The 19,856-nt window shown below is 64.2% G+C and carries 18 protein-coding genes and 1 pseudogene; 10 read left to right on the forward strand and 9 right to left on the reverse strand.

Annotation, left to right across the window (positions count from 1 at the left end; genetic code table 11):
- Positions 1 to 15: 15 nt before the first annotated feature.
- The 6 genes from QCE73_RS08655 to QCE73_RS08680 form a co-directional block, all read right to left on the reverse strand.
- Entirely contained in the window at positions 16 to 1,560 is a 1,545-nt protein-coding gene (locus tag QCE73_RS08655; RefSeq protein ID WP_035503011.1) for a 2-isopropylmalate synthase, read from the reverse strand.
- 385 nt (positions 1,561 to 1,945) lie between these two features.
- Positions 1,946 to 2,605: a C40 family peptidase gene (locus QCE73_RS08660; protein WP_035503013.1), complete on the reverse strand. Its 660-nt coding sequence runs from the start codon at positions 2,603 to 2,605 to the stop codon at positions 1,946 to 1,948.
- A 147-nt stretch (positions 2,606 to 2,752) separates the two neighbouring features.
- Positions 2,753 to 4,351 (reverse strand): ABC transporter ATP-binding protein, encoded by a 1,599-nt coding sequence (locus tag QCE73_RS08665; RefSeq protein ID WP_035503015.1) that lies wholly within the window; start codon positions 4,349 to 4,351, stop codon positions 2,753 to 2,755.
- Entirely contained in the window at positions 4,348 to 5,469 is a 1,122-nt protein-coding gene (locus QCE73_RS08670; protein ID WP_404989739.1) for an ABC transporter permease, read from the reverse strand. The genes QCE73_RS08665 and QCE73_RS08670 overlap by 4 nt, the downstream gene beginning before the upstream one ends.
- A gap of 1 nt (position 5,470) precedes the next feature.
- Complete coding sequence (locus QCE73_RS08675) at positions 5,471 to 6,511, reverse strand: microcin C ABC transporter permease YejB (protein ID WP_238293876.1); 1,041 nt, start codon at positions 6,509 to 6,511, stop codon at positions 5,471 to 5,473.
- A 13-nt stretch (positions 6,512 to 6,524) separates the two neighbouring features.
- A complete protein-coding gene (locus QCE73_RS08680; protein WP_309880729.1) occupies positions 6,525 to 8,393 on the reverse strand; it encodes an extracellular solute-binding protein in 1,869 nt (622 codons plus the stop codon).
- A gap of 233 nt (positions 8,394 to 8,626) precedes the next feature.
- Here QCE73_RS08680 and fabI point away from each other — a divergent pair, with 233 nt between their 5' ends.
- Entirely contained in the window at positions 8,627 to 9,424 is a 798-nt protein-coding gene (gene fabI / locus QCE73_RS08685; protein WP_309880730.1) for an enoyl-ACP reductase FabI, read from the forward strand.
- Positions 9,425 to 9,511: 87 nt separating this feature from the next.
- Here the strand turns inward: fabI and QCE73_RS08690 are convergent, their stop codons facing one another.
- The 3 genes from QCE73_RS08690 to QCE73_RS08700 form a co-directional block, all read right to left on the reverse strand.
- Complete coding sequence (locus QCE73_RS08690; protein WP_309880731.1) at positions 9,512 to 9,880, reverse strand: hypothetical protein; 369 nt, start codon at positions 9,878 to 9,880, stop codon at positions 9,512 to 9,514.
- Between the two features lie 268 nt (positions 9,881 to 10,148).
- Entirely contained in the window at positions 10,149 to 10,502 is a 354-nt protein-coding gene (locus tag QCE73_RS08695; RefSeq protein ID WP_035503019.1) for a hypothetical protein, read from the reverse strand.
- Positions 10,503 to 10,689: 187 nt separating this feature from the next.
- Positions 10,690 to 12,003, reverse strand: coding sequence for an MFS transporter (locus QCE73_RS08700; RefSeq protein ID WP_309880735.1), 1,314 nt, complete (start codon positions 12,001 to 12,003; stop codon positions 10,690 to 10,692).
- Between the two features lie 144 nt (positions 12,004 to 12,147).
- Between QCE73_RS08700 and QCE73_RS08705 the strand changes: the two genes are divergently transcribed.
- The 9 genes and pseudogenes from QCE73_RS08705 to QCE73_RS08745 all read left to right on the forward strand — a co-directional run.
- Entirely contained in the window at positions 12,148 to 12,939 is a 792-nt protein-coding gene (locus tag QCE73_RS08705; RefSeq protein ID WP_309881950.1) for a GntR family transcriptional regulator, read from the forward strand.
- Positions 12,936 to 14,612, forward strand: a complete 1,677-nt coding sequence (gene mdcA, locus QCE73_RS08710; RefSeq protein WP_035503022.1) for a malonate decarboxylase subunit alpha — start codon at positions 12,936 to 12,938, stop codon at positions 14,610 to 14,612. Before QCE73_RS08705 ends, mdcA begins: the two co-directional genes overlap by 4 nt.
- A gap of 5 nt (positions 14,613 to 14,617) precedes the next feature.
- A complete protein-coding gene (locus QCE73_RS08715) occupies positions 14,618 to 15,484 on the forward strand; it encodes a triphosphoribosyl-dephospho-CoA synthase (protein WP_309880737.1) in 867 nt (288 codons plus the stop codon).
- Positions 15,485 to 15,507: 23 nt separating this feature from the next.
- Positions 15,508 to 15,810, forward strand: a complete 303-nt coding sequence (locus QCE73_RS08720) for a malonate decarboxylase subunit delta (protein WP_106856370.1) — start codon at positions 15,508 to 15,510, stop codon at positions 15,808 to 15,810.
- The gene (locus tag QCE73_RS08725; protein ID WP_309880740.1) at positions 15,807 to 16,649 is read left to right on the forward strand and encodes a biotin-independent malonate decarboxylase subunit beta; all 843 of its coding nucleotides are present in this window, start codon (positions 15,807 to 15,809) and stop codon (positions 16,647 to 16,649) included. The genes QCE73_RS08720 and QCE73_RS08725 overlap by 4 nt, the downstream gene beginning before the upstream one ends.
- Positions 16,646 to 17,461 carry a biotin-independent malonate decarboxylase subunit gamma gene (gene mdcE, locus QCE73_RS08730; protein WP_309880742.1) on the forward strand — a complete coding sequence of 272 codons (816 nt, stop codon included), beginning with the start codon at positions 16,646 to 16,648 and terminating at the stop codon, positions 17,459 to 17,461. The genes QCE73_RS08725 and mdcE overlap by 4 nt, the downstream gene beginning before the upstream one ends.
- Positions 17,461 to 18,102, forward strand: coding sequence for a malonate decarboxylase holo-ACP synthase (locus tag QCE73_RS08735; protein WP_309880744.1), 642 nt, complete (start codon positions 17,461 to 17,463; stop codon positions 18,100 to 18,102). Before mdcE ends, QCE73_RS08735 begins: the two co-directional genes overlap by 1 nt.
- Positions 18,099 to 19,034, forward strand: coding sequence for a malonate decarboxylase subunit epsilon (mdcH, locus tag QCE73_RS08740; protein ID WP_309880746.1), 936 nt, complete (start codon positions 18,099 to 18,101; stop codon positions 19,032 to 19,034). Before QCE73_RS08735 ends, mdcH begins: the two co-directional genes overlap by 4 nt.
- A gap of 169 nt (positions 19,035 to 19,203) precedes the next feature.
- Positions 19,204 to 19,779 (forward strand): annotated as a pseudogene (locus tag QCE73_RS08745) (M48 family metalloprotease); the annotation flags it as partial.
- Between the last annotated feature and the right edge of the window lie 77 nt (positions 19,780 to 19,856).

A 19,856-nucleotide genomic window follows, 5' to 3' on the forward strand; every position in this document is an offset into this window, starting at 1 on the left:
AAACCGCGCCGCCAATCAAAGCTGCGGATTGAGCTTCTCGACCTTCGAGTGCAGCTTGTTCAACGCGGCGATATACGCCTTCGCCGATGCCGCGACGATGTCCGGATCGGTGCCGACGCCGTTCACGATTCGCCCGCTCTTCGACAGGCGCACCGTCACTTCGCCCTGCGCCTGCGTGCCGGTCGTAATCGCGTTGACCGAGTACAGCACGAGTTCCGCGCCGCTTTCGACCTTCGATTCGATCGCGTGCAGCGTCGCATCGACGGGACCGTTGCCGCCCGCTTCGCCCGTGACTTCGCTGCCTTCCACCGCGAACACGACCTTGGCCTGCGGCTGCTCGCCGGTTTCCGAATGCTGCTTCATCGACACGAATCGGAAGTGTTCCTTCGCCTGCGCCTCGGCGGATTCCTCGGAGACGATCTGCATGATGTCTTCGTCGAAGATTTCGGCTTTGCGGTCGGCGAGATCCTTGAAACGCGCGAAGGCGGCGTTCACGTCGGCTTCGGATTCGAGCGTCACGCCGAGCTCTTCCAGACGCTGCTTGAACGCGTTACGGCCCGACAGCTTGCCGAGCACGATCTTGTTCGCGCTCCAGCCCACGTCTTCCGCGCGCATGATTTCGTAGGTGTCGCGCGCCTTCAGCACGCCGTCCTGGTGGATGCCCGACGCATGCGCGAACGCATTCGCGCCAACGACTGCCTTGTTCGGCTGCACGACGAATCCGGTGATCTGCGACACGAGCTTCGACGTCGGGACGATCTGCGTCGTGTCGATGCCAACATCGAGCCCGAAGTAATCCTTGCGCGTCTTCACGGCCATCACGATTTCTTCGAGCGACGTGTTGCCCGCGCGCTCGCCGAGACCGTTGATCGTGCATTCGACCTGACGCGCGCCGCCGATCTGCACGCCCGCGAGCGAATTGGCGACCGCCAGGCCGAGGTCGTCATGGCAGTGAACCGACCAGACGGCCTTGTCGGAATTGGGCACGCGCTCGCGCAGCGTCCTGACGAGATTGCCGTAATGCTCCGGAATCCCGTAGCCGACCGTATCCGTGATGTTGATCGTGCGCGCGCCTTCTTCGATGACGCCTTCGAGCACGCGGCAGAGGAAATCGATATCCGAGCGGCTGCCGTCTTCCGGCGAGAACTCGACGTCATCGGTGAACTTGCGCGCGAAGCGCACCGCGAGGCGCGCCTGCTGGTAGACCTGCTCCGGCGTCATGCGCAGCTTCTTTTCCATGTGCAGCGCCGACGTGGCGATGAACGTGTGGATGCGAAACTGATTCGCGGGCTTCAGCGCATCGGCGGCGCGCTGGATGTCCTTGTCGTTCGCGCGGGCGAGCGAGCAGACCGTGCTGTCCTTCACGAGCGATGCGATGGTGTTGATCGCGTCGAAATCGCCGTTCGAGCTCGCGGCGAAACCCGCCTCGATCACGTCGACCTTCATGCGCTCCAGTTGCTTCGCGATGCGGATTTTCTCTTCCTTCGTCATCGACGCGCCGGGGGACTGTTCGCCATCGCGCAAGGTCGTGTCGAAAATGATCAACTTGTCTGCTGCCATGTTGGGCTCCTGTGGGGAGATTTATGGATTGTTGGAAATATCGCGATCGTGTGGAAACGATAAGGCAAAAGGGAATTCGGGTGTTCGCGCCACCGCTGGCGTCGAAAACCTGAAAGGACGAGCAGACGGGAGGCGAGAAGAATTAGCGCGGTAGGCGCGCTAGCAGCGATAGTGCGCATAGCGACGCACCAGCCGGGAACAGCGAGAAGGGGAACGGAAAAAAGTTCATTCAAAAACTATAACGGCTTTTAGAGGCGCGTGCAATGAGGCTTTCCGATCGCGCCGATTGACGCCCATTCGCCATGCCTCTTTGCCGAGGCCGGCTGAAAAACAAAAAAGCCTGCGTCCCGGAAGGAGGCAGGCTTTTTCGATGCCGGACAGACGATCAGTAACCGCCGATCGACGCGCTCACGCGCTGGCGCAGTTCCGAGCCATCGCCGACCGGCGCGTTCTCGATGCGGCGCGCGCCCTGGAAGCGCTTTTCCCAGTAGCCGTCTTCCATGTCGTCGACACGGATCGTGCTGCCGGTGGAAGGCGAATGCACGAACTTGTTGTCGCCGATATAGATGCCGACGTGAGAGAACGAGCGGCGCATCGTGTTGAAGAACACGAGATCGCCCGGCTTGAGATCGGAGACGGTCACCTTCTCGCCCACACGGCTCATTTCCTCGGCGCGGCGCGGCAGGGTCATGCCGAGCGTGTCCTGGAAGACGTAGCGCACGAAGCCGCTACAGTCGAGGCCGGAATCCGGCGTGTTGCCGCCCCAGCGATAGCGCACCCCGATCATGTTGAGCGCGCCGACGACAACGTCGCCCGCCTTGCTCGCCACGCCCGACAGAAACGACTTTGCGCCGCCCGAACTGCTGGCGGCGTCTGCGCTCGTTGCGTCAGAGGATTTGCTGGAGGAGAAAATGCCGTTGTTGGCATTTTGGCTACTACTGCTGACTTCATCGGCGAACGCGCCGGAAGTTGTTGTCATCAGAAGGCCGATTAACATACCCGCGGCGGCGCGCGCGCATGTTTGAGTCAACGTTAGTGGTTGCATCGGTCGGTAGGTTTTACAATTAAAAGCTGCGAAATCAGGGAGATACGTGAAAGTTTGGAGGGATACTAGCCACAAAGTATTTAACTGTCAAAAGAAATAGAAAAATACAATTGAGATGGGCACCCAATTGGTGAAAAAGAAAGATTTTTAGGAATTCAGGGCTGCGGTCAGAAGCTTTCGTGTGTATTCGTCGGACGGGTTCGCAAAAATCTTCTCTACTTCGCCCGACTCCACGACAAAACCATTTCGCATAACCGCGACGCGATGCGCCATTGCGCCTATCACCTGCAGGTCGTGGCTAATGAAAACGTAACCGAGATTGTGCTTTTTCTGAATGTCGGCCAGCAGCGCAAGTACTTGAGTTTGAATGGAAACATCGAGTGCGCTCGTCGGTTCGTCGAGGATCAGGATGCTCGGTTCGAGCACGAGCGCGCGGGCAATCGCGATACGCTGCCGCTGTCCTCCGGAGAATTCGTGCGGATAACGATCGAGCGCCGCGCGTTCCATGCCGACCTCGCGCAATACCGCGATCACCTTTGCGCGCCGCGCGGCCGCATCGAGTTCCGGACGATGCAGCGCGAGTCCTTCCCCGACGATCCTCTCCACCGTCTGCCGCGGCGACAGCGAGCTGAACGGGTCCTGAAACACCACCTGCAGGTTCGAGCGCAGCACCGCCTTTTCGCGTCCGCGAAAATCGCCGATCGCACGGCCCTGAAACTGCACCGTGCCCGTCGATGTGCGCTGCAGGCCGAGCAGCGCCATCGCGAGCGTGGACTTGCCCGAACCCGATTCCCCGACGATGCCGAGCGTCTCGCCCTGCCGCACCGTCAGCGTGACGTCGTCGACGGCCTTGAAGCGGCCGCGCCGGAACCAGCCCGCGAAACCCGGCAGGCGCGTCGCGTAGTCGACGGAAACATCCTTCGCGTCGAGCAGCACCGGCGCGATCGGCAGCACGGGCAGCACATTGCGCTTCGGCTTGCTCTGCATCAGCCGCTTCGTGTACGGATGCTGCGGCGACGTGAAAATCTCCTCCACGGCGGCGCTTTCGACGAGCACGCCCTTCTCCATCACCGCGACGCGCTCCGCGAAGCGCCGCACGAGGTTCAGGTCGTGCGTGATGAGCAGCACGGCCATGCCGCGCTTCTCGGCTTCATCGCGCTGAAGCTCCAGCAGCAGTTCGACGATCTGCGCGCGGATCGTCACGTCGAGCGCCGTGGTCGGCTCGTCGGCGAGCAGAAGCCGCGGCCGGCAGGCGAGCGCCATCGCGATCATCACGCGCTGGCGCTGCCCGCCCGAAAGCTGATGCGGATAACTGTCCACACGCCTTTCCGGCTCGGTGATGCCGGTGCGCGCGAGCAGCGCAATCGCGCGTTGGCGCGCCTCGCGCGGACTCGTGCCGTCGTGTAGCTGGATCGTCTCGCCGATCTGGTCGCCGACCGTGTAGAGCGGATTGAGCGCCGTCATCGGCTCCTGAAAGATCATCGCGATGTCGGAGCCGCGCAGGCCGCGCATCGCGTGTTCGCTCTTCGAGAGCAATTCCTCGCCGGCGAAGCGGATCGAGCCGGTCACTTCGGCATCGCGCACGAGACGCAGGATCGACAGCGCCGTCACGCTCTTGCCCGAACCCGATTCGCCGACGAGCGCGACACGCTCGCCCGCGCGGATATCGAGATTCGCGCCGTCGACGGCGAGCGTGTCACCGAAGCGCACGCGCAGATCCTGAATCGAAAGAAGCGGCTCGCTCACTGCCCGCCTCCCGCTTTGACGGCATCGGCGATGCGCGTATCGAGCGCGTTGCGCAGCGCATCGCCCATGAAGGTCAGCAACAGCAGCGTGGCGACGAGCACGCCGAACGTCGACAGCGAAATCCACCAGGCGTCGAGATTGGCCTTGCCCTGCGCGAGCAGTTCGCCGAGCGAGGGCGTCGGCGACGGCACGCCGAGGCCGAGAAAATCGAGGCTCGTCAGCGCGAGAATCGCCCCGCTCATGCGAAACGGCAGGAACGTGATGACGGGCGTCAGGCTATTGGGCAGCACATGCCGCCAGATGATCTGCCAGTTCGACAGCCCCATCGCGCGGGCCGCGCGCACGTAGTCCTGCGTGCGATTGCGCAGAAACTCCGCGCGCACGTAATCCGACAGGCCGATCCATCCGAACAGCGACAGCAAGATGATCAGCAGGATCAGGCTCGGCTCGAAGATGGACGCGAAGATGATGAGCAGATAGAGCTCCGGCAGCGCGCTCCATATCTCGATCAGCCGCTGCCCGGTGATATCGATCCTGCCGCCGAAATACCCCTGAACCGCGCCCGCGACGACGCCGAGTATCGTGCCGATCGCCGTCAGCACGAGCGCGAACAGCACCGACACGCGAAAGCCGTACACCAGCCGCGCGAACACGTCGCGGCCGCGATCGTCGGTGCCGAGCCAGTTTTCGCGCGAAGGCGGCGCAGGATTCGAGCCTTTCGAGAAATAGTTGAGCGTGTCGTAGTAGTAGTGATTCGGCGGATAGATCGCGAAGTTGCCCGGCGCGCTGAAACGGTCGCGCACGAAGGGATCGAGATAATCGGCGGGGGTCGGGAAATCGCCGCCGAAGGTCGTCTCCGCATAGGTCTTCACGAGCGGAAAGTACATATGCCCCTGGTAGCGCACGACGAGCGGCTTGTCGTTCGACCAGAGCGGGCCCGCGAGGCTGATGACGAACGCCACGATGAACACGACGAGGCTCCAGTACCCCAGCCGATTGCGCTTGAAGCGCAGCCAGACGCGCCGCCCCGGCGGCACCGATGCCTCGCCGCGCAGCGGTTGCGCGTCGCTGCCGTTGGCCTTGCGCCGTGACGATTCCGATGAAGCGGCTCGATTCAAATCAGCGCTCCAGTTGTTCGAATTGAATGCGCGGATCGACCCAGACGTAACAAAGATCCGAGATGAGCTTCGTCGCGAGGCCGATCAGCGTGAAGAGATAGAGCGTGCCGAGCACGACCGGATAGTCGCGCCGCACGACGGATTCGTACGAGAGCAGGCCGAGCCCGTCGAGCGAGAACAGCGTCTCGATCAGCAGGCTGCCCGTGAAGAACGCGCCGATGAACGCCGCCGGAAAGCCGACGATCAGCGGCAGGAGCGCATTGCGAAACACGTGCTTCCACAGCACCCGTCGCTCGCTCAGACCTTTCGCGCGCGCGGTCAGCACGTATTGCTTGCGAATTTCGTCGAGGAACGCGTTCTTCGTGAGCATCGTGATGATGGCGAAGCTGCCCACCACCGACGCCGTCACGGGCAGCGTGATGTGCCACAGATAGTCGAGAATCTTGCCGCCGAGCGAGAGCGTCGCCCAGTTGTCGGACGTGAGATTGCGCAGCGGGAACAGTTGCCAGAACGATCCGCCGCCGAAGAGCACGAGCAGCAACACGCCCAGCACGAAGCCCGGAATCGCGAAGCCGACGAGCACGACGAGACTCGTCGCGACATCGAACTTCGAGCCGTTCCTGACGGCCTTCGCGATGCCGAGCGGCACCGATATCAGATACGTGATGAAGAAGGTCCACAAGCCGATGCTGATCGACACCGGCAGCTTCGACACGATCAGCGACCACACGCTCTGATGCCTGAAGTAGCTCTCGCCGAGATCGAAGCGCGCGAACTTGCCGAGCATCAGGACATAGCGTTGCAGCGGCGGCTTGTCGAAACCATAGAGCTTCTTGAGCTGCTCGACCTGTTGCGCATCGACGCCCGAATGCGTGCGCAGGCCGAAACCGCCGCCGCCTTCGGACTGACCGCGTCGCAGATCGTGAACGGCCTGCTCGACGGGACCGCCCGGCACGAACTGGATCACGACGAACGTGAGCGTCAATACGCCGATGAGCGTCGGGATCATCAAGAGTATGCGTTTAAGGATGTAGCTCCACATGGCGCACCGTCCTCTATTTCGCCGCGGGCGCGGCTTTGGCCCACCACGTCGATATGACCCATTCCTCGGCGCCGTAATACAGCGGCAATGTCGACGGAAAGCCGAGCGTATTGCGATACGCCACGCGATGCGTCGCCGAGTACCAGTGCGGCACCACATAGTAGCCGTTCATCAGCACGCGATCGAGCGCGTGCGTCGCATCGACGAGTTGCTCGCGCGTCTGCGCGGAAATCACTTTCTGCAGAATCGCATCGACGGCGGGCGATTTCACGCCCGCGAGATTGTCCGAGCCCTGCTCGTCGGCGGACTTGCTGCCGAAGCGCGAGACCTGCTCGGTGCCCGGCACTTGCACGTCGGGCATACGCACGCTCGTCACGTCGAAGTCGAACGCGTCGAGACGCTTCTGGATGAGCGCGTAGTCCACGGTGCGGAAGTTCATCGAGATGCCGAGCTTCTGCAGATTACGCCCGAACGCGGCCGCGACCGGCTCCATCGACGCGCCGCCGCCCGTGTCGTCGAGAATCTCGAACGCGAACGGCTCGCCCTTCGCGTTGCGCAGCGCGCCGTCGCGATACGTCCAGCCGGCTTCCCGGAGCAATTCACGCGCCTTGATGAGATTCGCGCGCAGCGACCCGGGCGGATCGGTGTCCGGCTGGCGCGGCATCTCGCCGAACACGGCGGGATCGAGTTCGCTCTTGAGCGGGTTCAGTATCGCGAGTTCGCCTTCGCCCGGCTTGCCCTTCGCCTGCAGGTCGGTATTGACGAAGAAGCTGTCGATGCGCCTGTACTGATTGAAGAACAACTGCCGGTTGAGCCACTCGAAATCGAGCGCGAGATCGAGCGCCTGACGCACGCGCACGTCCTTGAAAAGCGGCTTGCGCGTGTTGATGAAAAATCCCTGCATGCCCGTGCCGTTGTGCTGCGGGAACTCGCGCTTGATGAGCTCGCCGCTGTCGAAGCGCTTGCCGATATCGCGCCGGACCCAGCTTCGCGCGATATATTCGACGAGCACGTCATACTCGCCCGCCTTGAAGGCTTCGAGACGCGCGGTGGAGTCGCCGTAAAGCTTGTAGTCGATGTGCGCGAAATTGAACATGCCCGCGCGCACCGGCAGCGACGCGCCCCAGTAATCCGGATTGCGCCTGTACGAGATCGTGCGGCCGTTGTCGAACCGGTCGATCAGATACGGCCCGCTGCCGACGGGCTTCTGAAACGCGATCTGATCGAACGGAATGCGCGTGCCGTCCGGCTTCATCCCCCACTTGCGCGAGAACACCGGAACGCCGCCCGCGAGCAGCGGCATCTCGCGCGTCGCGCTCTTGAATTCGAAGCGGATCGTGAGCGGATCGACGACGACCGCACGCGCGATCTGCCCGAAGTACACCGCGAACTGCGGCGCGGCCAGCGGACTCTTGAGCGTCTCGAACGAGAACTTGACGTCCTCGGCCGTCACCGGATCGCCGTTGGAAAAGCGCGCTTTCGGGTTGATGTGAAACGTCGTCGACATGCCGTCGGGCGCGACCGCGATATCGTCGGCGAGCAGGCCGTACGCGGTCGCTACTTCGTCGGAACTGCCTGTCGTCAGGCTCTCGAACATCAGCGAAAGACCGGGCGCCGGGTTGCCGCGCAAGGTGAACGGATTGAACTTGTCGAAGCTCGTCAGCCGGTTCGGATTCGCGAGCACGAGCGTGCCGTCGCGCGGCGCATCGGGATTGACGTAATCGAAATGCTTGAAATCCGCCGGATATTTCGGCTCGCCGTATTGCGCGATCGCGTGAACCGCGTAGGCCGGGGTCGCGAGCCACGCGATCGATCCGGCCAGTGCAAGCGCGATGAATCTGCATGAGGCGCTGAATGAGCGGATCGTCGTGCAAGTCGTCATGTGCCTCTTGGCGCGATGTGTGATGAAGCGTTGAATGACCCGGGCAGAGTCCGAAACGAGCGGCGCGGGAATCCTGGGCGGGGCATTGCATTGTGAGAGAATTCTACCCAAAATCACGCGCCATACGGCTCGCGGCCTACGGGTTTGCATTTAGGCCGATTGCGCCACGCACGCTACGCGCGGTATCCGCATCATGATCCGCGCGCGACACTGACATCAAAGAAGGAGCATTCATGGGCTTTCTCGCTGGAAAACGAATTCTGCTGACGGGCCTGCTGTCGAACCGCTCGATCGCTTACGGCATCGCGGCGGCCTGCAAGCGCGAAGGCGCGGAACTGGCGTTCACGTATGTCGGCGAGCGATTCAAGGATCGCATCACCGAATTCGCGACCGAGTTCGGCAGCGACATGGTCTATCCGTGTGACGTCGCCGACGACGCGCAGATCGAAGCGCTCTTCGCGTCGCTGAAAGAACGCTGGGACTCGCTCGACGGCCTCGTGCATTCCATCGGCTTCGCACCGCGCGAGGCGATCGCGGGCGACTTCCTCGACGGCATGACGCGCGAGAACTTCCGCGTCGCGCACGACATCTCCGCATACAGCTTCCCCGCGCTCGCGAAGGCCGCCCTGCCGCTGCTGAAAGACGGCTCGTCGCTGCTCACGCTCTCCTATCTCGGCGCCGAACGCGCGCTGCCGAACTACAACACGATGGGTCTCGCGAAGGCATCGCTGGAAGCGAGCGTGCGGTACATGGCGGCAGCGCCGTCGCTCGGCGGCAAGGGCGTGCGCGTGAACGCCATTTCGGCCGGCCCGATCAAGACGCTCGCGGCGAGCGGCATCAAGGGCTTCGGCAAGATCCTGAACTTCGTCGAAGAAAACGCGCCGCTCAAGCGCAACGTGACGATCGAGCAAGTGGGCAATGTCGCGGCGTTCCTGCTGTCGGATCTGTCGGGTGGCGTGAGCGCGGAAGTCGTTCACGTCGACGCGGGGTTCCACGCGGTCGTCGGCGGAATGGGCGGCGAGGCGGAATAACCCGCTCGTTCCTCGCTTCAAATAAAAGCGCCGCTCACTTTCACGTGAGCGGCGTTTTTTTTGCCTTCGGCCGTTCAAGCGCCGCGTTCACCGATGTCCGTGCGGGCCGCCATGACCGTTACCGTGTCGATGCCCGTGTCCCGGCGGCGGACCATGATGCGGCCCGTGCCCATGCCCGTGATGGCGATTCCAGTCGTTGCGGCTCCAGTAGCGCCGGCCGTCCCAATACCGGTTGCCGTGCCAGCCGATGAACACCGGCGGCGCATACATCGGCGCGGGCTGATAGACGACCGGCGGAGGCGGCGGCGCGTAGACCGGCGTCGGCGCGACATACACGGGCGCCGGAATGCCGACGTTCACGCCCACGTGCACATCGGCGCGCGCGGCGCCCGTCGCGCTCAGCGCTGCGATCGCCAGCACACCCGCCACGATTCGTCCCGAAAGGTTCTTCTTCATACGCAATCCGACCTCGCTTTTCTGCCTGTTCGCTTGGCACAAAATATAACGAAAAGCTTTCATCGCAATATTTCAGCTTTGTAAGTTTTCGCGTGCATCGGCTAAATGTCAGGAGAAACCTTACCTTTTGTTACATTGGCCCGAAGTGGGAAATCCCTGCGAGTGTTGTTTTAGCGGCGAATCCGTCCTCCGCCGGAAAACCGGCAACAAAAAAGCCACCCGCTGCGAACGGATGGCTCTGGTGCCCTACAACGGCAATGCGCGACGCTCAATGCCAGCCGTTGTGATGGCCGTTGTCATGTCCATGACCGTGATCGTGGTCATGACCGTGATCGTAATGGCGATAGTAGTCGTCGCGGTTCCAGTAGCGACGGCCATCCCAGTAACGATCGCCATGCCAGCCGACCACGACGACCGGCTGCGCGTAGACCGGCGGGGGCGGCGGCGCGTACACGACGGGCGGCGGAGGCGGCGCATAAACCGGCGCGGGCGCGACATACACGGGCGCGGGCACCCCGATGTTGACGCCCACGGACACTCCCGCACTGGCCGCGCCGGAGGCCATCAAACCGCCGATCATCACGGCGCCAGCCAGCACGGAAGCCTTCGATACCTTGTTCATGTGATGCCCCACCTCGATGGGTTGTTTGTTGTGTTGACGGGACTATATCGGACGGATGCCCCCTCAAGTGTTTGACTTCGTAACCTGCTATTACCGTCGAAAAACTTACGAAAAGTAAGCTCGCGCGCATGAAAAAGGCGGCCTTCGCATCACGAAGGCCGCCGTCCGCGAGAGGACTTCGCGCCGCTCAGTTCGGCAGTTCCTGCCCCCTGGTTTCCGGCGCGAGCGGAATCACCGCTAGGCCGATGAGGAACGCAACCGCGGTGATCGCGATCGGCACGCCGAGCGTCTTCATGTGGAGCACCATCGCGCCGATGCCGAAGTTCACGATCGCGCCGAAGAAGCGCCCCACCGACGTGCAGAACGCAAACGCGGTCGCACGCACGCGGGTTTCGAACTGCTCGGGCAGCCACAACGAGAACAGCGCGAAGTTGCCGCCGAAGAAGCCGAGCACGACGAGCAGCGCGATGAACGGCACCAGCCCGTTCGGCAGATAGAATGCCCAGCCGAACGCGAGCGCGATCGACGCCGCCATGCCGACGAAGTACACCGCGAGCGTCTTCCGGCGGCCGATCTTCTCGGCCATCGGCGGCAGCGCGAGACAGCCGATGATCGTGCCGATCGAAAGCAGCCCGGTCGCGATCGACGCCATGCGCGCGGCGTCGTGCTTGTCCATGCCGGCCTTCGTCGCGAGCTGCACGACCGCGGACGGCTCGTACACCGCGCCCGCCCACAGCCCGATGATCGCCACCGTCAACAGCACCGCCGCGACGATCGTGCGTTTGCGATATTGCGCATTGAAGATCGTCTTGAGCGAGCTTTCGTGCCTGACGTGCGGCTGGACGGTTTCGGCGCGCTCCCACTTGTCGGTTTCCTTCACGCGCAAGAGCACCATGATCGACACGACGACCGGAAACAGTCCGACCAGGAACATCGCGCGCCAGCCGAAGGTCGCGCCGATCGTGTAGTTCAACGCCGCGGCAAGAAAGAAGCCCGCGTAATAGCCGGTCTGCAAATAACCCGCACCCATTTTCCGGCGATCTTCCGGCCACGCCTCCGCGACATAAGTCCCGGCCAGCGCCCATTCGCCGCCGATACCCACGCCCGCGAAGAAGCGATAGATGCCGAGCTCCCACACCGTATGCGCGGTCGCGGCGAGGCCGGTGAAGATGGCGAACGTGAAGATGGTCGCGGCGAGCACCTTGGTGCGTCCGAAGCGGTCGGCGAGCGGACCCCAGATGAACGAGAGTCCCCACCCCACCAGAAACAGCGCGAAGAGTATCGAGCCGGCGAGCCCGACATTCGCCGGCGTCGCTTCGTAGCCCGAGCGCGGCAACAGTTCGGTGAGCGCCGGCGCGAGCACGAGCGCATATATGAACGAATCCATTCCGTCGAGCGTCCAGCCGGCCCACGCGCCCCAGAAACCGGTGATCTGCGACCGGTTGAGCGGCGTCTTCGTGGCGCGCGTGGCGCTTACCTCTCGATCCAGCGTTGTCGGCATGGCCATGTCTCTCCAGCGAAATTAACGACGTCCCGGTGAATAGTGCTTGTTCTGGCGTCTAGGGAAAGCACCGGGGTTTCGTGTGCACTTTTATATATAATATTTGAACAGCAACTCGCGACAACTCCGCACTTTCACCTAGCCATGCCGACAGATTTCTTAGCCGTGTCGCCGCCGGCTTCCTTTCGCGATGCGCAGTTCGAGCCGCGCCAGAGCACGTCGCGCTTCATCGCGGATGCGCTGCGCGCCGCGATCGTCGATGGCTCGCTGCTGCCGGGCGAGCCGCTGCGTCAGGACGCGATCGCACGGCAGTTTTCCGTCAGCGCCATTCCGGTGCGCGAAGCGTTTCGCCAGCTCGAAAGCGAAGGCTGGGTGACGATCGAGCCGAACCGGGGCGCGGCCGTCAGCCTGCAATCGGCCGACGAGGCGCGCGAGATCTACGAGATCCGCGCGTCGCTCGAAAGCCTGGCTATCGGCATCGCCATCGAACATCACACGCCCGACACGCTCGCCCACGTGAAACGCCTGCTCGAAGCCGCAGAAAACGAGCCTGATCCCGCGCTTTACGTCGTGCGCAACGAGCAGTTCCATATGAGCCTCTACGTGCCCGCGGATCGCCCGCGCCTGATGGAACTGATCGGCCAGATGCATCGGCGGGGCGAGCGCTATCTGCGTCTGAAGCTCGGGCTTCCGATCCACAAAGATGCATCCGATGTCGAGCATCGCGCGATCTTCGATGCACTCGTCGCGCGCGATATCGAGCAGGCGCAAATGCTCGTCGCGCGCCATCTGCTCTCGACGGGCGATTTGATCTACCGCTTTCTCGCCGATGCCCAATCGCTCGCTCAATCGAGCCACGTCAAGAAGAAACGCCGCCCGCGCGCTTCGGCATCTTCCCGCCCGACCCAAACGACTTCTCCAGAGACAGACCGATGAACTCGTCCACACCCGCCGACGCCCTCACCGCAAGCCGGAACTGGAACACGCGCGCGCAGGAAAAAGCGCGGCGTCTGAAGCTGATCGAACCGTGGCTCGATGGCTCGGTGCTCGATCCCGCGCGCATCGTCGATGCGCTGAGCGCGCTGATCGTCACCGGCGATCGTGTCGCGCTCGAAGGCAACAACCAGAAGCAGGCCGACTTCCTCTCGCGTGCGTTCGCGAAGCTCGATCCGCAGCGGGTGCACGATATCCATCTGCTCATCTCGAGCATCAGCCGGCCCGAGCATCTCGCGCTCTTCGAGCAAGGCATCGCGCACAAGGTCGATTTCGCGTTCGCCGGGCCGCAGAGCCTGCGCGTCGCGCAACTGCTCGAAGACGGCCAGTTGGAGATCGGCGCGATCTATACGTATATCGAACTGTATGCGCGCATGTTCATCGATCTCACGCCGCAGGTCGCGCTCGTGTGCGCCGTGCAGGCCGATCGTCACGGCAATCTCTATACGGGCGCGAATACCGAGGACACGCCGACGATCGTCGAAGCCACCGCGTTTCGCCACGGCATCGTGGTCGCGCAGGTGAACGAAATCGTCGATGAACTGCCGCGCGTCGATATTCCCGGCTCGTGGGTCGATGTCGTCGTACAGGCGGACCGGCCGTTCGCCGTCGAGCCGCTCTTCACGCGCGATCCGCGTCACATCGGCGAGTTGCAGATCCTGATGGCGATGATGACCATCCGCGGCATCTACGAGCGGTACGGCGTGACGGCGCTCAATCACGGCATCGGCTTCGATACCGCCGCGATCGAACTGCTGCTGCCGACGTACGGCGAATCGCTCGGACTGAAAGGGAAAATCTGCACGAACTGGGCGCTCAATCCGCATCCCACGCTCATTCCCGCGATCGAATCCGGATGGGTGCAGAGCGTGCATTGCTTCGGCAGCGAAGTCGGCATGGAGAATTACATCGCCGCGCGCTCCGACGTCTTCTTCACCGGACGCGACGGCAGCCTGCGCTCGAATCGCGTGTTCTGCCAGCTCGCGGGGCAATACGGCGTCGATCTCTTCATCGGCTCGACGCTGCAGATGGACGCCGACGCGAACTCATCGACGGTCACGCTCGGACGGCTCGCGGGCTTCGGCGGCGCGCCGAACATGGGACACGATCCGCGCGGCCGCCGTCATTCGAGCGAAGCGTGGCTCAAGCTGCTGAAGGACGATGGCCCGAACCCGAAAATCGCGCGTGGTCACAAGCTCGTCGTGCAGACCGCCGAGACGTACAAAAAAGGCGGCGAGCCGACCATCGTCGATGCGCTCGATGCGATCGCCGTCGGCGAGAAAAGCGGCATGCCGATCGCGCCGGTCATGATCTACGGCGACGACGTCACGCACGTCGTGACCGAGGAAGGCATCGCGTATCTGCATGCGGCCGAAGGCGTCGATGAGCGCCGCGCCGCGCTCGCGGCCATCGCGGGCGTGACGCCCATCGGCATGCGCGCCGATCCTGCCAGAACCGCCGAGTTGAGACGGCGCGGCATCGTCGCGTATCCGGAAGATCTGGGCGTGCGGCGCGGCGAAGCGAAACGCTCGCTGCTCGCGGCGCGCAGCATCGACGATCTCGTTGCGTGGTCGGGCGGACTCTACGCGCCGCCCGCGCGCTTCAGAAGCTGGTGATCGCGATGAATGCATTTCCCTTGTTGCGCGAGGACGTCCGCGACTATGCGACGTCGCCGCTGATCATCGCGACACACGCCGTCGATGCGCTCATCGCCGAGGCGCGTCTCACGCCCAAGCCCGCGCTCGTCGATGAACGCGGCAGCGGCGCGCATCGCGATCTCGATCTCGACACGATGCTGCTTTCGGCGCGTGCGCTGCACCCGACGTTCCTCGCGATCGCGCGCGCGGCGCATGGCGCGCAGCCATCGCAGACGTTGCGCGAGCAACTGGCGCGCATCGGCCGCGAAGGCGAAGCCGCGATGATGCGCGCGACGAGCGGCAGCAACGCACATCGCGGCGCGATCTGGATCGTCGGTCTGCTGTGCGCGGGCGCGGCGATGCACGCACCGGACGATGCCGAAGCGATCTGCGCGTCGGCCGCTGCGATTGCGCATTACGACGACCGTTATGCGCCGGTATCCGTCACGGCGAGCCACGGCGCGCGCGTGAGCGAACGTTACCGCGTCGCGGGCGCGCGGGGCGAAGCGCGCGATGGTTTTCCGCATGCGCGGCTCATCGGCCTGCCCGCGCTCGACGATGCACGCGCACGCGGTCTCGACGAATCCGGCGCGCGACTCGATGCGCTCATCGCGATCATTGCGTCGCTGGACGATACGTGTCTCCTGCATCGCGGCGGAATTATCGCGCTCGATGCGGCGCAACGCGGCGCGAAGCTCGTGATGAATCATGGCGGCATGGCCACGCAGAAAGGACGCGCCGAACTCGTGCGGCTCGACGCCGACTTGCTGGCGCTGAACGCATCGCCCGGCGGCGCCGCCGATCTGCTCGCGGCGACACTCTTTCTCGACAGTCTCAGGCGCCTGGCTTAAGGCGCATCGAAGAGGAACGAACGATGGAAAACATGCGATACGAATATCCCGCCAAACGGCCCGTCACGCGCCGCGCGCATGTCGGCGTGGTCGGCTCGGGCGATCTCGAAGTGCTGCTCTCGCCGTCGCAAAATGCGAACGCGGAAGTGGTGATCCGCACGAGCGTCGATGGTTATGGCCACGTGTGGAAAAGCGTGCTCGACCGCTTCTTTCAGCGCTACGACGGCGCCGCGAAGATCGAGCTGAACGATTTCGGCGCGACGCCCGGCGTCGTCATGCTGAGACTGAACGAAGCCGTCGAAGCGAGCGAAGGAGACACGCCATGAACGCGCACGACACGTTTCTCGCGCGGCACAGCTTCATCGAACTGACGGCACGCGAACGCATCCGGGCGTTGCTCGACAAAGGCACGTTCCGCGAGCTGCTGGGTCCGTTCGACCGGATCGAATCGCCGTGGCTCGCGATGCAGAATATCGTCTGCCAGTCCGACGACGGCGCGGTTATCGCGCGTGGCACGCTCGGCGGCGAGCCCGCGCTGATCGCCGCGATCGAGCCCGCGTTTCAGGGCGGCAGCATCGGCGAAGTGTCGGGTGCGAAGATCGCCGCCGCGCTCGAACTGGCGTTGGGCGAATTCGAAGCCGGACGCGCGATCCGCCCCGTCGTGCTGTTCGAAACCGGCGGCGTGCGCTTGCAGGAAGCGAATCTCGGGCTTGCGGCCATCGCGGAAATCCAGGCGGCGATCGTCGCGCTGCGCGCTCACGTGCCGGTGGTCGGCGTGATCGGCGGGATGGTCGGCTGTTTTGGCGGCATGTCGCTCGCGGCCGCGCTCTGCACCGAACTCGTGATGACGCGTCAGGCGCGGCTCGGCATGAACGGGCCGGAAGTGATCGAACAGGAAGCGGGCATCGAAGAACTCGATTCGGGCGACCGGCGTCTGATCTGGTCGATGATCGGCGGCGAGGAACGCGTCGCGGTCGGGCTTGCGGATACGCTCGTCGAAGACGATACCGATCAGGTCCGCGACGCCGTGCTCGCCGCATTCGAACGAGGCGTGCCGAAGCAGCATCGCACCGAAGACATCGACGGCTTCATCGCGCGGCTCGCGCAAGTGAACCCGGACGCGATCGATCCCGACACGCTGCGCACACTCTGGGGCACCTCATGACCGACGCACTTTCCCGCGGCGAACGCTGGCTCGACGCGCTGACTTCTCCGTCCACGCGAACCGAAAGCGGTCCGATCCGCGCCCGCGACGGCCAGCTCGACGGCGAACGCGCGAGCTTCTTCGCCGTCGTGCCCGATCCGGAAAACCGCTTTCCTCGCGCGACCGATAACGTCGTCGGACTCGAACAAGGCTGGCTGCTCGCGCGCGCCGTGCGCGAAGCCATCGACGCCGATCGCGATGCCAGCGTGAAGCGTCCGATCGTCGCGGTCGTCGATGTGAAAAGCCAGGCGTACGGACGCCGCGAGGAACTGCTCGGCATTCATCTCGCGTGCGCGGCCGCCGTCGATGCCTACGCGAGCGCGCGGCTCGCGGGTCATCCGGTGATCGCGCTGATCGTCGGGCCGGCGATGTCGGGCGCGTACCTCGCGCACGGTTATCAGGCGAACCGCATCGTCGCGCTCGATGCACCCGGCACGGCCGTGCACGCAATGGGCAAGGAAGCGGCCGCGCGCGTCACCCGACGCAGCGTCGAGAGTCTCGACGCGCTCGGCGATTCCGTTCTGCCGATGTCGTACAAGATGAGCGCGTACGCGAAGCTCGGGCTGCTGCACGAACTGATCGAAGGCGTCGATGCCGATGCGCCCTCTTCCGCCGATATCGAGCGCGTGAAAGCATCGCTCGCGGCGGCGGTGAAGGACGCACGCAACGGTCCGCGCGACCTGTCGGTGCGTCTCGCTTCCGCCGATGCCAAGCGCACGCGCGCGGCGTCGATCGAAGTGCGCAGGCGCATGCGCGAGCAGTGGAGCGCGTGATGAACCGGACGCCGCGTCCGCACGATCTGCTGCGGCTCGCGCCCGGCGCGACGATGCTCGACGAAGCGCCGGACTGGGTCGCTGCGTCGCTCGTGCGCGCGCCGTTCGTCGTCGTGCGGCGTGCGCCGCGTATCGGCGATGCCATCGCGGTCGGCGTGCGTGGCGCGACGCGCGGCGAACGCTTCGGCACGTGGATCGAGCCGCGCTGGATCGAAGCGATCCTCACGCCGGAAGATCTGCGCACGCGCGAACCCGATTCGGCGCAAGCGGCGCTGCCCGCGTTCGCGTTGCTGCGCGCGGTGCCGTCGATCATCGATCGATACAACCTCGACTGGGGCCCGACCGGCAGCGCCGGCTTCGAGCTCGCGAGCGCGATGCCGACGATCACGCGCGACAGCGATCTCGATATCGTCGTGCGCGCGCCGGCGCCATTGCCACGCGCCGACGCATCGTCGCTCTTCGACGCGCTCTCGCGCGCCGCGCAGACGGCGGGCACGCGCATCGACGTGCAGATCGAAACATCCGACGCGGCGTTCTCGCTCGCCGAATTCGCGCGCGCGAATCAGCATCGCGGCCTGCGCGTGATGCTGCGGCATGCGGACGGCCCGCGGCTCGTCGGCGATCCGTGGGCGGCGGCATGATCGCGTATCTCTTTCCCGGACAAGGCGCGCAGACGCCCGGCTTTCTGCATCGTCTCGGCGGCGACGCGCCGCATCCAGCGATCGCGCGCACGCTCGCGGAAGCGTCCGCCGTGCTCGGCGAAGACGTGCTCGCGCTCGACACCGCCGATGCCCTCGCATCGACGGTCGCCGTGCAGGTCGCGCTCGTCGTCGCGGGCGTCGCGGCGGCGCGTGCGCTCGCGGAGGAAGGCATCGAGCCGGAAGCCGTCGCGGGCCTGTCGGTCGGCGCGTATGGCGCGGCGGTCGTGTGCGGCGCGATCGCTTTCGACGACGCGCTGAAGCTCGTGCGCCTGCGCGCCAGATTGATGGAAGACGCTTATCCGCGCGGCTACGGCATGCTCGCGGTGCTCGGGTTGAACGAGCGCGAGATCGCCCGCGCCATCGCCGACAGCGGCGCCGATGCCTACATCGGCAATCTGAACGCGCCGCGCCAGATCGTCGTGTCGGGCAGCGACGCCGCGCTCGCGCAGGTTCGCGAGATCGCGCTGTCGCGCGGCGCGCGCAAGGCCGAAAGGCTCTGCGTGAGCGTGCCGTCGCATTGCGTGCTGCTCGAAAAAGCCGCCGAAAGTCTGATCGACGCGGCGCGCGATGTGCGCATCGACACGCCGCGTATCGCGTATGTCGGCAATCGCGGCGCGCGCGTGCTGCGCCATGCCGATGCCATCCGCGAAGACCTCGCCACCAATCTGCGCTTTCCGGTGCGCTGGCACGATTCGACCATCGCGCTGTCCGAGCTCGGCGCGAAGATTTTCGTCGAGATGCCGCCGGGACAGACGCTGACCTCCCTTCTCGCCGACGCCCTGCCCGGCGCGCCCGCCTGCGCGATCGATGCAGCGCCGATCGGCTCAATTGCCGCACGCGTTCGGATCGCACGAAACCGCGCGAACGATTGATTCGCTTCGCGTGCGCGACTGATTCACGCTTCGCGCTGGCGTTTTTATCCTTTCTGCCTACAAAATCGGAATTTTCGTGTAGCTTACAAGTCGACTGTCATTAGCATTGCGCCGGCGTGCGCGCATCTCTGCGCAACGACAACCACAGTGACATTCCAAAGGTAAAACTATGACGATCTTCCGCATCGCGCTTGCGGCATCCGCCGTGTTCACCCTCGCATCGTGCAGCAGCATGAGCAGCATGGATCCGAACCAACTGTTGCAATCCGGGCAACTGGCGACGCAGGCGCTCTCGCTCAGCGATTCCGACGTCCGCACGATCTCCGACAAGTCGTGCGCGCAACTGGACAGCGAGAACAAGATCGCGCCCGCGTCGAGCCAGTACACGCAGCGCCTGAACAAGATTTCGAAGCAGCTCGGCGACAACATCAACGGCGTGCCCGTCAACTACAAGGTCTACATGACGAAGGACGTCAACGCGTGGGCGATGGCGAACGGTTGCGTGCGCGTCTACAGCGGTCTCATGGACCTGATGAACGACGACGAAGTGCGCGGCGTCGTCGGGCATGAAATGGGTCACGTGGCGCTCGGCCACACCAAGAAGGCGATGCAGGTCGCGTATGCGACATCGGCGGCGCGTTCGGTGGCGGCGTCGGCGGGCGGGGTCGTCGGGAATCTGTCGGCGTCGCAGCTCGGCGATCTGTCGGAGAAGTTCGTGAACGCGCAGTTCTCGCAATCGCAGGAAAGCGCTGCCGACGACACAACAGAAAGAGACGACTATGTCTCATAAGAGACATTAATCTAAATCTTGTATTAGCAGAT

This window comes from Caballeronia sp. LZ029, assembly GCF_031451275.1.
Classification (GTDB): domain Bacteria; phylum Pseudomonadota; class Gammaproteobacteria; order Burkholderiales; family Burkholderiaceae; genus Caballeronia; species Caballeronia jiangsuensis.

Coding starts and splice junctions, on each gene's coding strand:
- QCE73_RS08655 (WP_035503011.1), bottom strand. CDS start 1,560: ATGGCAGCAGACAAGTTGATCATTTTCGACACGACCTTGCGCGATGGC.
- QCE73_RS08660 (WP_035503013.1), bottom strand. CDS start 2,605: ATGCAACCACTAACGTTGACTCAAACATGCGCGCGCGCCGCCGCGGGT.
- QCE73_RS08675 (WP_238293876.1), bottom strand. CDS start 6,511: ATGTGGAGCTACATCCTTAAACGCATACTCTTGATGATCCCGACGCTC.
- QCE73_RS08680 (WP_309880729.1), bottom strand. CDS start 8,393: ATGACGACTTGCACGACGATCCGCTCATTCAGCGCCTCATGCAGATTC.
- fabI (WP_309880730.1), top strand. CDS start 8,627: ATGGGCTTTCTCGCTGGAAAACGAATTCTGCTGACGGGCCTGCTGTCG.
- QCE73_RS08690 (WP_309880731.1), bottom strand. CDS start 9,880: ATGAAGAAGAACCTTTCGGGACGAATCGTGGCGGGTGTGCTGGCGATC.
- QCE73_RS08695 (WP_035503019.1), bottom strand. CDS start 10,502: ATGAACAAGGTATCGAAGGCTTCCGTGCTGGCTGGCGCCGTGATGATC.
- QCE73_RS08700 (WP_309880735.1), bottom strand. CDS start 12,003: ATGCCGACAACGCTGGATCGAGAGGTAAGCGCCACGCGCGCCACGAAG.
- QCE73_RS08705 (WP_309881950.1), top strand. CDS start 12,148: ATGCCGACAGATTTCTTAGCCGTGTCGCCGCCGGCTTCCTTTCGCGAT.
- mdcA (WP_035503022.1), top strand. CDS start 12,936: ATGAACTCGTCCACACCCGCCGACGCCCTCACCGCAAGCCGGAACTGG.
- QCE73_RS08715 (WP_309880737.1), top strand. CDS start 14,618: ATGAATGCATTTCCCTTGTTGCGCGAGGACGTCCGCGACTATGCGACG.
- QCE73_RS08720 (WP_106856370.1), top strand. CDS start 15,508: ATGGAAAACATGCGATACGAATATCCCGCCAAACGGCCCGTCACGCGC.
- QCE73_RS08725 (WP_309880740.1), top strand. CDS start 15,807: ATGAACGCGCACGACACGTTTCTCGCGCGGCACAGCTTCATCGAACTG.
- mdcE (WP_309880742.1), top strand. CDS start 16,646: ATGACCGACGCACTTTCCCGCGGCGAACGCTGGCTCGACGCGCTGACT.
- QCE73_RS08735 (WP_309880744.1), top strand. CDS start 17,461: ATGAACCGGACGCCGCGTCCGCACGATCTGCTGCGGCTCGCGCCCGGC.
- mdcH (WP_309880746.1), top strand. CDS start 18,099: ATGATCGCGTATCTCTTTCCCGGACAAGGCGCGCAGACGCCCGGCTTT.